At 43.7% G+C, this 14,613-nt stretch carries 12 protein-coding genes and 1 tRNA gene; 8 read left to right on the forward strand and 5 right to left on the reverse strand.

Annotated features, from left to right (window positions below):
• Positions 1 to 60: 60 nt before the first annotated feature.
• Together HXT43_RS01000 and HXT43_RS01005 are read left to right on the forward strand one after the other, a co-directional pair.
• A complete protein-coding gene (locus HXT43_RS01000) occupies positions 61 to 897 on the forward strand; it encodes an ABC transporter permease (RefSeq protein ID WP_004107518.1) in 837 nt (278 codons plus the stop codon).
• 54 nt (positions 898 to 951) lie between these two features.
• On the forward strand, positions 952 to 2,259 hold the full coding sequence (locus HXT43_RS01005; protein WP_064340232.1) for an ABC transporter ATP-binding protein: 1,308 nt from the start codon (positions 952 to 954) through the stop codon (positions 2,257 to 2,259).
• Between the two features lie 50 nt (positions 2,260 to 2,309).
• On the opposite strand, the gene HXT43_RS01010 is transcribed toward HXT43_RS01005, so the two are convergent.
• Positions 2,310 to 4,454 carry a glycosyltransferase gene (locus HXT43_RS01010; protein ID WP_415707083.1) on the reverse strand — a complete coding sequence of 715 codons (2,145 nt, stop codon included), beginning with the start codon at positions 4,452 to 4,454 and terminating at the stop codon, positions 2,310 to 2,312.
• 115 nt (positions 4,455 to 4,569) lie between these two features.
• Here HXT43_RS01010 and glf point away from each other — a divergent pair, with 115 nt between their 5' ends.
• Positions 4,570 to 5,805: a UDP-galactopyranose mutase gene (glf, locus tag HXT43_RS01015; RefSeq protein WP_421781015.1), complete on the forward strand. Its 1,236-nt coding sequence runs from the start codon at positions 4,570 to 4,572 to the stop codon at positions 5,803 to 5,805.
• Between the two features lie 360 nt (positions 5,806 to 6,165).
• A tRNA-Ser gene (locus HXT43_RS01020) sits at positions 6,166 to 6,250 on the forward strand.
• A 98-nt stretch (positions 6,251 to 6,348) separates the two neighbouring features.
• On the opposite strand, the gene rfbB is transcribed toward HXT43_RS01020, so the two are convergent.
• On the reverse strand, positions 6,349 to 7,440 hold the full coding sequence (gene rfbB / locus HXT43_RS01025; protein ID WP_116442823.1) for a dTDP-glucose 4,6-dehydratase: 1,092 nt from the start codon (positions 7,438 to 7,440) through the stop codon (positions 6,349 to 6,351).
• 204 nt (positions 7,441 to 7,644) lie between these two features.
• On the opposite strand from rfbB, the gene HXT43_RS01030 reads away from it, so the two are divergent.
• From HXT43_RS01030 to HXT43_RS01045, 4 genes are all read left to right on the forward strand, one after another.
• Positions 7,645 to 8,724 (forward strand): DMT family transporter, encoded by a 1,080-nt coding sequence (locus tag HXT43_RS01030; RefSeq protein ID WP_410299557.1) that lies wholly within the window; start codon positions 7,645 to 7,647, stop codon positions 8,722 to 8,724.
• Positions 8,725 to 8,838: 114 nt separating this feature from the next.
• Complete coding sequence (locus HXT43_RS01035; RefSeq protein WP_004107531.1) at positions 8,839 to 9,852, forward strand: ribose-phosphate diphosphokinase; 1,014 nt, start codon at positions 8,839 to 8,841, stop codon at positions 9,850 to 9,852.
• A 103-nt stretch (positions 9,853 to 9,955) separates the two neighbouring features.
• Positions 9,956 to 10,294 (forward strand): ACT domain-containing protein, encoded by a 339-nt coding sequence (locus HXT43_RS01040; protein ID WP_004107532.1) that lies wholly within the window; start codon positions 9,956 to 9,958, stop codon positions 10,292 to 10,294.
• 38 nt (positions 10,295 to 10,332) lie between these two features.
• Positions 10,333 to 11,697, forward strand: coding sequence for a PFL family protein (locus HXT43_RS01045; protein WP_032842559.1), 1,365 nt, complete (start codon positions 10,333 to 10,335; stop codon positions 11,695 to 11,697).
• A gap of 118 nt (positions 11,698 to 11,815) precedes the next feature.
• Here the strand turns inward: HXT43_RS01045 and HXT43_RS01050 are convergent, their stop codons facing one another.
• From HXT43_RS01050 to HXT43_RS01060, 3 genes are all read right to left on the reverse strand, one after another.
• A complete protein-coding gene (locus HXT43_RS01050; RefSeq protein WP_064340229.1) occupies positions 11,816 to 12,628 on the reverse strand; it encodes a hypothetical protein in 813 nt (270 codons plus the stop codon).
• A 129-nt stretch (positions 12,629 to 12,757) separates the two neighbouring features.
• Positions 12,758 to 13,753 carry an A/G-specific adenine glycosylase gene (locus HXT43_RS01055; RefSeq protein WP_415696123.1) on the reverse strand — a complete coding sequence of 332 codons (996 nt, stop codon included), beginning with the start codon at positions 13,751 to 13,753 and terminating at the stop codon, positions 12,758 to 12,760.
• Positions 13,754 to 13,786: 33 nt separating this feature from the next.
• Entirely contained in the window at positions 13,787 to 14,488 is a 702-nt protein-coding gene (locus HXT43_RS01060; protein WP_415696124.1) for a tRNA (cytidine(34)-2'-O)-methyltransferase, read from the reverse strand.
• Positions 14,489 to 14,613 lie beyond the last annotated feature (125 nt).

A 14,613-nucleotide genomic window follows, 5' to 3' on the forward strand; every position in this document is an offset into this window, starting at 1 on the left:
TATTCGTATCATATTTGATTAAGCACATTCAATTACAATATAACTGATATTATAGGGAACGTGAAAAATCTCATAACTCGTTGTCGAAACAAGTACGCTTATGCAAATATCGTACTTCGTGGTTTAGTAAAAACCGATTTTAAGCTGCGCTATCAAGGCTCCTTCTTAGGCGTAGCATGGTCGGCGTTGAAGCCGTTGATGATGTTTTGTGTGATGTATCTTATTTTTGGCAAGTTTTTGCGAATGACAGATGGCACACCGACTTACCCTGTGGTTTTATTACTGGGTATTAGTGCTTGGCAGTTCGTGCAAGAATCAACTTCGATTGGTTTGCGCTCGCTTGTAGATCGTGGCGATTTGTTGCGCAAAATTCATTTTCCAAACTACATTGTGGTGGTTTCGGCAACAGTTGGTTCTTTAATAAGCTTCTTAATCAACTTAGTAGTTGTGCTTATTTTTGCAATTATTGGAGGAGTGCATTTTACTTGGAGGGTGGTTCTGTTGCCAATAAGTTTGGTGCAGATTTACGCGATTGCAATTGGTATGGCGTTAATAATGTCTACTATGTACGTGTTTTTCCGCGATATTTTGCATATTTGGGAAGTGGTTCAACAGCTACTGTTTTACGGCATGCCAATTATTTATCCGCTTAGCTATGTGATTAATAAAGGCGGTATTTTTGCGGCACTGGCAAAGCTTGAGCTGCTTAATCCTATAGCACAATGCATTCAAGATATGCGTCACAATATGTTGGCTCCAGACACGCAACCAACTGTGTGGAGTGAATTTGGATTCTCTTGGATGTCTTGTGTGCCACTTTTACTTACTGTGCTCATAGTGTGGCTGGGAGTTTATCTATTTAGAAGAAACAGTCGTCTTTTCGTAGAAGTTATGTGACGATGTTGAAAATTGCGAAAATTTTACGACAGTTATGACGGGGAAGTGGAATTTATGAATACATTACAGGAAGAAGCGGAAGTGACGGCAACGCGAGAAGCTGAAGTGGATGTAGCGCGAGAAGCGGAAGCAAGCGACGACGATATTGTTCTATCAGTCAATCATGTAGGCAAGTATTTTAAACTACCAACAGAGCAAGCAACTGGTCTAAAGCAAGCGTTTATAAATCTTACAAAAGGTATTAAAGGCTATAAAATTCAGAACGTTCTTAAAGACATAAGCTTTCAAGTGCATCGCGGTGAATTCTTCGGAATCGTCGGTCGAAACGGTGGTGGAAAATCAACGCTACTAAAAATCATTTCGCAAATCTATTACCCGAATACTGGAAGTGTAAAAGTAAAAGGCAAGCTTGTGCCGTTTATTGAGCTTGGTGTTGGATTTAATCCGGAACTTACCGGCCGCGAAAACGTGTATCTTAACGGAGCTTTACTTGGCTTCACTCGCGCAGAAATCGACGCAATGTACGACGATATTGTGGAATTTGCTGAACTTGAAGATTTTATGGATCAAAAGTTAAAGAATTATTCTTCTGGTATGCAAGTTCGCTTGGCTTTTTCTGTGGCAATTAAAGCGCAAGGAGATATTTTAGTTCTTGATGAAGTTTTGGCTGTTGGTGACGAAGCTTTCCAACGCAAGTGCGATTCTTTCTTTACTGAAATTCGAAAAGATCCTACTAAAACAGTTATTCTTGTTACGCATGATATGAATGCTGTTAAACGCTATTGCACGCGTGCGATGATGATCAGTGATGGTGAAGTTGCTGCGATTGGCAATACTGAGTCCGTGGCAGATCAATATACTTTGGCAAATATCAAAGCTGAACGCGAAAAGCAAAATAAGCTTGGCGAAAAGCTGGGCAAGGGTCAGTATGCTCAAGGTTTGAATGCAAAGTGCCCGTTGCTTAGGACGTATGCTTTGGAAGACAAGATTTACAAAAGTAGCGATACTTTCCGTTTTGCTGTTGAGTATCAGTATGACGAGCCGGGTGACTTCTATTTGGCGATCGCTTTGCATGACGTTCGACGTGGTGGAATCACTTACGATACTGGTTCTAAAGTGCTGAAAATGCAAAAGCGTGGGCATCAAACAGTGTATTTTGAAATGCCGCTAAATTTGTTTAACAATGGCGAGTTTACGCTGTTTACTTCTTTACGCACACCTAGCCCAACTGAGGATGATTATACAGATTTGCTAGCTGTGGCAGTGGATGCGAACGCCTGCACGTTTGTGATTAGAGATAGCCGTAATCGCGACTATGCTTTGCTAAGCGATCGTGCTATGACGATTAAGCAAGTTTCGTGAAACATTTGCCGGTAATTTCTCCGGCGTTTTGTAGCTGTTTCTTCCGTTACTTACTTGTTGTTGGTTGAGTTGAAAATCTTATCCCAACTTTCAACGTTCGCCATATCGTAGCTGCGATACTCTCTAGACAGCTTCTTCCACTTACGCAACATTTTTAACGACAAAAGTGCGTCCGCACGCAACATTTTACGGAATAACTTGCTATCTCGTTGGAAAAGATTCAGAGTAGTGCCATCTGGAGCCGTAACAATTGCGGTATTAACTCCCACAAACGAAGGCCAAGAAACGTCTTGAGCTGGGATTGCAACTTCTGGGCGAGGATTCTTTGCGTGCTTTTCGTGCGCAAACAAAGCCTTAATCGTTGCGTGCTTTTGTGTTTTACGCAAAGCCTTAGCGTCATGTGCAGTAAACGGGCTTACGTGTTCGCGCAAAACCTCACTAATGAGTGCCTTATCGTTTACCGGCTGCGTGTCGCTAAACGCTTGGCGCGCTTTACGAACCTCGCCAAGCTTTTGTGGCATTGAATCAACAATATATTGCGGTCCGCGCAAGATATCCTGTAATCCCATATGATGCAAATGCATTGCAGAATACGCAAGTTTTAAGCCGGAAGCCAAGTCGCTTCGAAGCATTTCAATCGCGAAACGTAAGCTTGGATGAGTGCAATGAAGTAATCCACAAATCCAACGATTGCGCTGGAAGAAGTACTCTTCCCAAGTGCGTGAAGGATCCTTATCGTGCCAAGCTTGATGCCAAACTGCCACTCCTGGCAGGCAAATCGTGTGGTATCCGTGCTCAAGTGCTCTAATCGAATATTCAGTATCGTCAAACTTAATAAACACAGGTAGCGAAAGACCGATTTCTTTCATAATCGCAGTTGGAATAAGGCTCATCCACCAACCGTTGTAATCAGTGTCTATTCGCTGGTGACGTTCTGGGCAATCTTGCAAAGTAATCGCTGCAAAATCATGATTGTAATCAAGATTCTGTGAAGGCTTCATCCACACATTGTTGCGCGTGAAACGCTCACCTTGAGTGTAAAGGACGGTACGATTGTCCAAGTGAAGCATTCCGCCGCCAATAATGGCTGGCTTAATTGTGTAATCAGCAAACTGAAGCGCGCGAAGAATACACTCTGTTTCACTAATTGCGTCGTCGTCGAGAAGCATTGTGTAACTGCTTTTTCCTGCTTTAAGCGTTTCAAACATGCCGCGCGAGAATCCGCCGGAACCGCCTAAATTAGCCTGCTGAATATAGGTGAGCTGGTTGCCAAGATTTGCGCTTGTTTCATTAAATCCAGGCTGATTTTTAACTAAATCGGCGCCTTGATCTGTGCAATAAATTGTGTCAAGTCGCGCACGAAGTGCTTTGTTCTCTGCTATTGCCTTCAACTGATTGTGGCAGTATGAAGGGCGATTAAACGTAGTAATAGCAATAGAAAAAGTGCTATTTGATTGCTTAGCTGAATCTTCCTGATGCTTTGTGTTGCTAAATTGCACTTTATTTACAAAAGGAACACTCCATTCGGCATTGCTAACAGTTAGACTGCTAGAATCGCTTGCTTTAGCTTCAAACCAAAAATATCCACCGTCTGCAAGACCGGTCATCGGTATTTCGTAGCTAATAATTTGTGTATCTTGCGTAACTTGTGCTGGCTGGTTTGGTTGCTGTTTATTAGAATCAAACTCAAACTTTTGCACAGGATACGTAAGCCCGCGGCCAGTCGATCGCATAAGTTGCAAGTAGCCAGTGCCTTCAACACTGGCAGTGAACTTAACAGTTTTTACGCTCGTCCAATGCTGCCAATAGCTTGCAGGAAAAGCGTTAAAGAAAGTGCAAAGAGACACATGTTTTCCAGATGCAATGCAAAGTGAGTTGCGCGAAAGAACAGTGCAAACCCCTTGAGTTTCAACATTTGGCAAATGACTGCTAGTGTCTGCAAGAAGCTTTTTAAAATCAGTAAGATTGAGATTATTTATATCGATTGCGCGCATATTCATACGAGGATCGAGCACAGTGCGCTGCAAATACGAGCGATGCCAAGGAATTACGTAAAGTGGCATAGTAATTTCAGCGTCTTTTACAGGGTAAACAACACGATTTACAACTTCCCAACTTCTATTGTTGCTATTTGCGCTGCTAGTATTTTGCGCTTCTTGTATTTCTTGGGTTTTTGCACTCTTTGCCTTAGTCATATTAGATATTATATATACGCTTAAGCCTATTCTTAGAATGTATTGTGCATGAATGAATTGAGTTGGAGCATAGTTTGAATAATAAGCCCAACTAAAAGTACGAAAGGTAAATGATATGACGCAAGCAGCAATCTCCCAAAATACAACTTACCCAGATTTAGTAGTTGTTGGAGCAGGATTGTTCGGCTTAACTGTAGCTCAACAAGCAGTGGAGCATACTGGCGCTCGCGTTGAAATTATTGACGTTCGTAATCATATTGGCGGCAATGCTTACTCGTATTTTGACGAGCGAACGGGAATCGAAATTCATAAGTATGGTGCGCATCTTTTCCACACAAGCAACAAACGCGTGTGGGATTATGTGAACCGTTTTACGTCGTTTACTAACTACGTGCATCGCGTGTACGCAACTCACGACGGCGAAGTTTACCCGTTGCCAATCAACTTGGGTACGATTAACCAATTCTTCCATGCGCACTACACGCCAGAAGAAGCGAAGGCTTTGATTGCAAGCCAAGCGGGGGAGTTTGCTGGCAAAGATCCGCAAAATTTGAACGATAAGGGCATTAGCTTAATTGGGCGTCCGCTTTATGAAGCGTTTATTAAAAACTACACAGCAAAGCAGTGGCAAACGGATCCTTCTGAGCTTCCTGCTGGAATTATTAAACGCTTGCCTGTGCGATTTAACTACAATAATCGCTATTTTAAAGACACTTGGGAAGGCTTGCCAACGGACGGCTACACAGCTTGGATGCAGCGCATGATTGACGATCCGCGTATTCACGTTTCGCTTGGCGTAGACTTTTTCGACGAGTCGCAGCCGTTTAACAAGCGCGCGTTGGCGGAGGCTGGAGTGCCGGTTGTTTATACCGGTCCGGTTGATAGGTATTTTGACTATGCGCTCGGCGAGTTGAAGTGGCGCACTGTGGACTTTAAGGAAGTGCGTTACGAGGAGAGCGACCATTTTGGCTGCCCAGTTATGAACTATTCGGATGCTGATGTGCCATTTACGCGCGCGATTGAGTTTAAGAACTTTAATCCAGAGCGTGAAGAAGTTGGCGGAGAGGCTAGTGGCGAGGCTGATTTTGTGCCTGGAAAGAGCGTGAAAGCTGGGGAAACTGTAGTGTGGCAGGAGTATTCTCGCGCTGCAACTCGCGACGATGAGCCTTACTATCCTGTGAATACTGATGCAGATAAAGCATTGTATGCGCGCTATGCGGAGCTTGCTGCGGCTGAGCCTCGCACAGTTTTCGGCGGTCGCTTGGGCACTTACAGCTATTACGACATGCACAATGTGATTGACATGGCTTTGCGTGCTTATGAATCTCAAGTAGCGCCGCTGCTTAAGTAGGCTTCTGTTTACTGCGCTGCTTAATCGTTCTGCTTTAGTAGATAGTGCGTGATTACCTCGCAAACGACCTTTTCTTTACTCTCGTGTAAAGTTTCTGCCGTTTTTTGCTGCGTAGCCGACCGAAACTTTGCAGCGTTGTAAAGTTTATGCCGTTTTTTCGCGCGTAGCCGACCTTTTCTTTACATGAACGTAAAGTTTCTGCCGCTATTTCGCCGCGCAAGCAACCTTTTCTTTACTCTCGTGTAAAGTTTCTGCCGTATCGGCGTGTCAACGCGCGTATTAATTTGCAATATCTCAAATTCGTGGTATTCTATTTAAGTTGTTTGCTTATCAAGCGATTTGGTTGTTAAGTTAACATTTGGAGAATTCGCCTAGTGGTCTATGGCGCACGCTTGGAAAGCGTGTTGGTGTAACAGCCTCACGAGTTCGAATCTCGTATTCTCCGCGCCTAGGGTTTCTAGCCAATCGCTAGAAGCCCTTTTTTATGCCGAAAACCCGATTGATGCTTACCCCAATTTCGTCACTCAAATTCGTCACTCAAATTCAGTGCCCTAATTCAGCATAATGCTGCTCGACTTGCGCTTTAATAGGCTTCCATAAATCAGCGTGAGAGTCGTACCACGATATTGTTTCTTGCAAGCCTTGCTTCAGATTGTTGTACTTAGGCTCCCATTTTAATTGCGTTCGAATTTTCGTAGTATCTAGTGCGTAACGCCTATCCTCGCCTATTCTGGGATTTACATACGCTATATTTGTTTCCGGCACGCCCATTAACTGCATCAAAATCCGCAAAATATTTATGTTGTTAACTTCACAGTTGGCACCGATATTATATGTTTCACCGATTGTTCCACGCGTTAGAACATGCCATATTGCGTCGCAATTATCTTCAACGTGGATCCAATCGCGTATCGAATCTCCTACGCCGTACAATTTTGCTGGCATATTGCACATAATATTTGTAATTTGGCGAGGAATAAACTTTTCAATATGCTGTCGTGGCCCGTAATTATTGCTGCTATTCGAAATAGTTGCGCGCAAACCGTAAGTCCTACACCATGCTTTTACCAACAGATCGCCTGCAGCTTTGCTTGCAGAATATGGACTAGACGGACAATATGGACTTGACTCGTCAAATTTAAGCACGCTGTCAATAGGAAAATCCCCGTAAACTTCATCGGTACTTACTTGATGGAAACGAATATTATATTTGTGTGCAAATTTAATGATCGTATGCGTTCCTAAAATATTTGTGCTTATAAATGGGTCAGAAAACTCGATTGCATTATCGTTGTGTGATTCTGCAGCAAAATTTACAATTGCGTCGATAGCAGGAAGTGTTGTTCCCTCTGCCGTTTTAATTGGATTATGCGGATCTAATAGCTGATCAACTATATTTTCGTCTCGAATATCTCCGCGAATAAAAGCGTATCGGTTGTTTGCAAAATCTTGAGGTAAGTCGTAAAGATTTGCCATATTCCCAGCGTAGGTAAGCAAATCAAGTACCGTAACAGCAACCGTTGTATGATGTTTAGCTATGTAATGCACAAAATTAGATCCAATAAAGCCTGCGCCGCCAGTAACTAAGATGTGGTGTGGTTGAAAAGTATTACTGCTTGATGCGTAGTTGTGCATGTTACCGCCTTCATATGGCTAGTGCGTTGATTTTATTGTTTAATATGCGCATTTTGAATTGTAATTTTTTAATACTATACATTTCTTTCGTGTGTGCAAATAGAGTATGTTTCTCTAAAGTGTTGTTTACCAGCAAATTAGTTGAGTAGATGTGCAATAATTACTGCATGTTTGCTTGTTTGGGGATGCGAGGTGAATCTAATAATGGTTAAGTTTTCTTGGCGTAGCAGTGCGCATGATTTGGATTCATCAAATATTGATTCCTCTTCAACAAAAAAGCAACAATCTTCGAAATTGCAATCAACAGGTTCAAAGACTTTTGACACATCAAAAGCTGCAGCAAAAGCAATCGAAGGTACTCCAAATAAACCTAATCCAGCGTTAAATCATTCTACAAACGCTATTCTTGTAGGAATATTTTTAACTCTTTTAGGTGGAGCATTTTGGGGTGCAAACGCAACAGTTTCGAAAATCCTCATGTCGACGTATCACGTATCTCCTTTGCAAATCGCTTGCGTTCGTCAAATTGCTGCTGGCATGTTATTTGTCATTACTGCTGCAGTGTGCACTCCTAAGCAGTTAAGTGGTGCTGTGAAAACTGGTCGTACTTGGATTTCAATGGCTATTACGGGAATTGTGTGTGTTCTTCTTACGCAAGTTTCGTATTTATGGACTATTGATTGGACTAATTCTGGCACTGCTACTGTGCTTCAAAGCCTTAACTTACTGTTTGTTTTGGTTTATGTGTGTTTTCGCTCTCGCCGCGTGCCAACTATGCGCGAAACTATTGGAGTTGTGCTAGCTTTTGCAGGAACCGCTTTAATGGCTACAGGCGGTAATCTTTCTTCACTATCTTTGCCTGTTATGGGTTTGCTTTGGGGTCTTGCAGATGCTGCGTCTACAGCGGCGCTTGCTATTATGCCTGTGAAATTGATTGCAAAATGGGGAAATCTGACTGTTAATGGCATTACGTTTATTATTGCTGGTTTTATTATGCTCCCGTTTGTGCGACCGTGGGAAACAATGCCTGCATTAGATTTGCGCGCTATGCTGCTTTTTACTTTTACTGTTATTGCTGGAACTTTTGGAGCATATTGGCTCTTCTTAGAGGGCATTATGCGAGTAGGTTCAGTTCGTGGCACCTTGCTTGGAGCTAGCGAGCCTGTTACTGCTGCAATTACTGCTGTTATGTTTACTGGAGCCGTTTTTTCATGGGCAGATTTTGTGGGATTCGGGCTTATTTTCGTAATGATGATTTTGCTTTGCAAACGTAGCGCTCAGTAATTTTTAAAGTAACGCATTAAAATAAAACGCTTGTTGTGTCGTACGAGGCGTACAGGCTGCTAAAATGGGAGGTGACTATGTCGCGTACACCAGTTTGCAAACGGGAAGGCAATTATGTCAATAATTCTTGAAGGCAATCCAAAAAAGCAGATGATGTTAGTTACGGGTCGTGCATACCCAGAGCTTGCTAATGAGACTGCACAGTATCTTGGTATTGATGTGCTTGAGACTACTGCCTACGATTTTGCGAATGGCGAAATGTATGTGCGCTTTACTCAGCCTGTTCGTGGCTCAGATGTGTTTGTGCTTCAGGCACATACGAATCCTATTAACAATTGGATTATGGAACAGCTGCTTATGGTCGATTCTTTGCGACGCGCATCTGCTCGCAGTATTAACGTGGTTGCACCGTTCTTTGGATATTCGCGTCAGGATAAAAAGCATCAGGGACGTGAGCCTATTACTGCTCGCCTCATGTTTGACTTATTCCGCGCTGCTGGCGCCACGCGCATTTTGACTGTCGACATGCACGCAACTCAGGAGCAAGGTTTCTTTGATGGTCCTGTTGACCATTTGACTGCGATGCCTGTGCTTATTGATTATGTGCGTAATTCTATGAAGCTCGACAACGCAACTATTGTTTCTCCTGATGCGGGGCGAATTAAAGTCTCTGAGCAATGGGCTGCAAAACTCGGAGATTTACCTCTTGCTTTTATTCATAAAACGCGCGATATTACTCGTCCAAATCATGCTGAAGCTCATGGCATTATCGGTGAGATTAAAGGACGCGATTGCATTGTTGTTGACGACATGATTGATACTGCTGGCACTATTTGCGAAGCTGTACGCACTTTGCGTGAGGCTGGAGCAAAATCTGTTACTTTGGTTGCAACGCATGCTTTGCTTTCTGGACCTGCTGTTGAGCGCTTAAAAGCTGCTGGGGTTCGCGAGATCATTGTGACGGATACAGTTCCTGTGCCCGAAGAGAAGCGTCTTGATAATATGACGGTTCTTTCAATTGCGCCGCTTCTTGCTGCTGGCATTCGTTCCGTGTTCCGCTCTGGATCGCTTGTGTCGCTTCGCAACGCACTTCCGGAAGATATGAAACAGCATAATATTTACGCATAAAGCGCATAAAACGTACAATATATAAAACAAATAACCGCATAATTCGTGTAACTGCATAAGCTTTATGCATTAACGTACGGGTTCAAAACGGCAGGAGGCAAATATGGTCGCCAATAACACAACAGCAGTTGCAGAAAATAATGAATCGCAAGAAGCGTTGCAATCTGATGCTTCCAGAGCGATTATTACCGTTGTCGGCTGCGATACCGTTGGTATTATTGCAAAAGTTACTTCGCATGCTGCCGAGCATAATGTAAATATTTTGAATATTTCTCAAACAATTGTCGACGGATTCTTCAACATGATGATGATTGTTGACGTGTCTACTGTTGATTGCGAATTTGGCGACTTTGCTGCAGGATTAGAAACGCTAGGAGACGAAATTGGCGTGCGTATTCGCTGCCAGCGTAGCAATATTTTCACTGCAATGCACAGAATCTAAAATCCGCAGCAATCTAAGTAAATGTAAGGAAGTACACAATGCTCAACCTGATGGAAGTAAGCGAAACTAATTCGATGATTGAGCAAGAACAGCTCGACGTTCGCACAATCACCATGGGAATCAACCTGCTAGATTGCGCTTGCGAAAACTTGCAGGACGTTTGTTGTAAAGTTGAAGCAAAAATCACACGTCTTGCGAAAGATTTAGTAAAAACCGGCAACGATATTTCGCGCGACTACGGAATTCCAATTGTAAACAAGCGAATTACCGTAACTCCAATTTCGCTTGTTGGAGCGTCATCTTGTAAAAAGCCTGAAGATTTTGTGCAAATTGCGCACGCATTAGACAGAGCAGCACACACTGTTGGAGTTGATTTAATTGGTGGGTATTCGGCGCTTCCTGCAAAGTCGATGACTGCAGCAGACCGCATGCTTATTGAGTCGCTTCCACAAGCCTTAAGTGAGACGGAAATTGTGTGCTCGTCTGTGAACGTCGGCTCGACGCGAACTGGTATAGACATGGATTGCGTAGAGCTGCTCGGACGCACGATTAAAAAGATCGCTGAAGCTACAGCTGGAAACGATTCTTACGGTTGTGTTAAATTCGTGGCTTTTTGCAATGCTCCGGACGACAATCCGTTCATGGCAGGCGGCTTCCATGGTGTAACTGAAGGCGATGCTGTGATCAATGTTGGCGTGTCTGGTCCTGGCGTTGTTTCGAGTGCACTCGATGCTGCTAGAGGAAAAGACTTTGCTTTTCTATGCGAAACTATTAAGCGCACTGCGTTTAAGATTACTCGTGTAGGTCAGTTGGTTGCGCAAGAGGCTTCTCGTAGGCTTGGTGTGCCGTTTGGAATTATAGACTTGTCGCTTGCTCCAACTCCTGCAGTTGGCGATTCTGTTGGCGAAGTGCTTGAGAAAATCGGTTTGGACCAGGTTGGTGCTCCTGGCACAACTGCTGCGCTCGCTATGCTGAACGATCAAGTTAAGAAGGGCGGCATTATGGCAAGTAGCTATGTTGGCGGTCTTTCTGGAGCGTTTATACCCGTTTCGGAAGATGCAAATATGATTGCTGCTGCGAAGTCTGGCTGCTTGACTATTGAAAAGCTTGAAGCAATGACATGCGTTTGCTCAGTCGGTCTTGACATGATTGCGATTCCTGGAAATACTTCCGCTGCAACGATTTCTGGCATGATTGCGGATGAATCTGCAATCGGCATGATTAATCAAAAAACTACCGCTGTGCGAATTATTCCAGTAATTGGAAAAGGTGTAGGCGAAATGGCGAACTTCGGCGGATTAATGGGATATGCGCCGATTATGCCAGTAAACCAAACAAGCTGCGAAGCTTTCGTAACTCGCGGCGGACGTATTCCTGCTCCAGTACACAGCTTCAAGAATTAGCTACGTTTCGACTTGCTTTCGTGCTTTGCGGGCACAAGCGTCGCGTCTGGCTTTAATTTTGATGCGCAAGTTGTTACTAGCTTTTAGTACGAGCGCATTTTGTACGGTATGCTAGCGATTATTGCACGTTAATTAGCACAGGTTCGCTATGCAAACCTTGTACTCGTTTGTGCTCAATGCGTAAAACGTAAGTTCCGCGATTCACTTTTGGCAAATCCTCATCAGCGGTGCAGCCTTTGCCGGAAGTGGAATTAGTGTTCCAAGTAATTTTCTTCTCAAAATGGTCGCCTTTTGCCATAAGAAGAGGTTTCAAAGGCATATCGCATACGTCTGAACGCCATACTGCATGGGATAAGTAGTCAACGCTCTTACTGGAGTCTTTAAAGTCTTTGCTGTCTTTGCTATTTTTGCTGTCTTGATTATTTTTCTTTTTATTATCTTTAGTTGTTTGCTTACCTTGCGTAACTTCTTCACTACTATTAATCGTTAAAACAGCATTCATATCCGATGCGTCAATAAGGCAAGAAGAGTTTCCTTCGTACACAAATCGTTCTGTCAATTCAACGCTACCGCCCATGGGAACAGTTTGTGACTTAGTAGAAAGCTCAAGACGAATATCTTTAGCAGTGCAATGAGGTGTTAAGCCAACAGGACGAGGGTCTGGCACTGGTTGACGAACAATAGTAACTTCATGGCCAGCAATCGCTTTACCAATAGCAGCAATACCCTTACTCAAGCTAATAACGCAAAATATGACCAGCATAATCAAAAGCAACAAAGCAATACCAACAACAATTCTGCGGCGACGATACATTTTTCGTTTTGCTGCACTCATGTTGCGTACGGGCTTACGCACGGGTTTGCGCATCGGGTTGCGAAATGATGTTGCACTCGCATTGCGATGCGGTTTACGTGGTGACGTAGTTGGCATTGACATATTTACCATTGTAATACATAAGTCGATGAGATGAACTGTACTCACTACACAAGGTAGACTAACATACAAAGTAATTAAGTTGTTAATTAAAGAGTTACAAAAGCAGCGTAATTAGTTAGTTACTTAAGGTAGTGCTAAAGTGCCATCCGGCAATATAGTGATAAGACTGTCATGATCGAGCGAAGCAATGCATTTGTCAAGTTGCGTTTGATTCGACCATAAATTGTTGATCTCGCAACGTTGCAATACCTGCTGTTTTTTATGTGCTTCACGCAATGCCTGCAAAATAATGCCGCGCACTTGCCGATTAGTGCCGGCAAAATGTTGCTGTGGGCGGGTATGGTGGCCAAGACCTGGAAATCCAGCAGCTTTGAAACGGCACCATGTTTGCAAAGGGCATGTAGTGCATTGCGGAGATCGTGCTGTGCAAATGGTAGCACCAATTTCCATAATTGCCTGATTCCAAATGGATGAAGTGCAAGTAGTGTTGGTGGTGTTAGTAGCGTTAGCAGTGGCAGTAGTAACATGATTATCTTCCGGCAATACTGCTGCAGCAAGCTCGCGGTCAGATTGCGTTGTGCTGCCACCATGCGATTCAGTTCCAGTAAAAGCGCGCATAAGTACGCGGCGAATATTTGTATCAATCACCGCAATGTGCTTGCCATAAGCAAAGCTGAGTATTGCACTTGCTGTGTAATCGCCTACACCTGGCAAGGCAATAAGTTCTTCATAGGTGCATGGCAGCTTATTGCGATATGTTGTTGCTACAACTTGAGCACAAGATTGTAAACGTAACGCGCGTCGAGGGTAGCCGAGGCGACCCCAAGCTGTAATAATTTCAGCACTCGTAGCGTGAGCTAGTGATTGTGCATCTGGCCAAGTTTGCATCCAAGTGAGCCAATAGGGTACAACGCGGCTCATTTGCGTTTGCTGGCTCATTACTTCACACACAAGCACACCCCAAGGGGTAGTGTGCCCAAACCTCCAAGGCAAATCGCGTGCACAACTATGCCAAAAAAATGCAACATTATCGCGCGTAAGTGTTGCCAATTCGCGCAATGGCTGAGAAGTTTCTTCGGTGAGATGTTCTTCGGTGAGAGATTGTGAATCTTGCTGCATGCTTGATTATGTAAACGTCGTATACTTTCGTGATTACCTTCCGCCTGTAAAACCGAGTTGCCTCCACGCTTCATACACTGCAATAGAAGCACAATTTGTAAGATTCAAACTACGAAGTGACGGGCGCATAGGAAGACGCACCTGCTCTGCCACATGTGGACCAGCCATAACATCCATTGGATCAGGAATATCTCCTGGCTCTGGTCCAAAAAGCAGAATATCGTTCGACTTATATTCAATTTCAGTGTAAAGTTTCGTAGCATTTGCAGTAAACGCAATAATTCGCGAATTTGGCATTGACTCAACTAAATTCTCAAAATTCGGGTGCAAAACAACGTGAGCCATATCGTGATAATCCAAGCCTGCGCGACGTAATTTAGTATCGTGCAAATTAAAACCAAGCGGCTCAACCAAGTGCAAGATAGTGCCAGTTACAGCGCAAAGTCGAATTGCGGAACCTGTATTTCCTGGAATACGAGGGGAGTAAAAGCAAAGGTGAGGGGTGTGCGTTTCTGCGCGCGCGGCATCGTCGGCGCTGAGCATTGCGTCCATAACGCTAATCGGATTTCCGTGAGCGTCGGTTACAAGCTCGTCTGGGCCATAATTTGATTTGCGGTAGCCGTACTCGTACATTTGCTCTACGCGGCTTGCTGCTGCTTTGTGTGCTTCGGTTTGTGCTTCGGTTTGCTTTTTGGTTTCGGCTGCTGCTTCTTGCGTATTCTCGCTGTTATTCATGCTATTCCTTAGCTTTTTAAGTATCTTTACGTAACTTCGTAATCGTAACGTATTTAGTTTACTCGCAACTTGCACATTACTATTGCGAGCGTTCGTTATTAGTGGGGAAAAGTCCGGAGTTTTTG

This window comes from Gardnerella sp. DNF01195 (assembly GCF_049244175.1).
Classification (GTDB): Bacteria; Actinomycetota; Actinomycetes; order Actinomycetales; family Bifidobacteriaceae; genus Bifidobacterium; species Bifidobacterium leopoldii.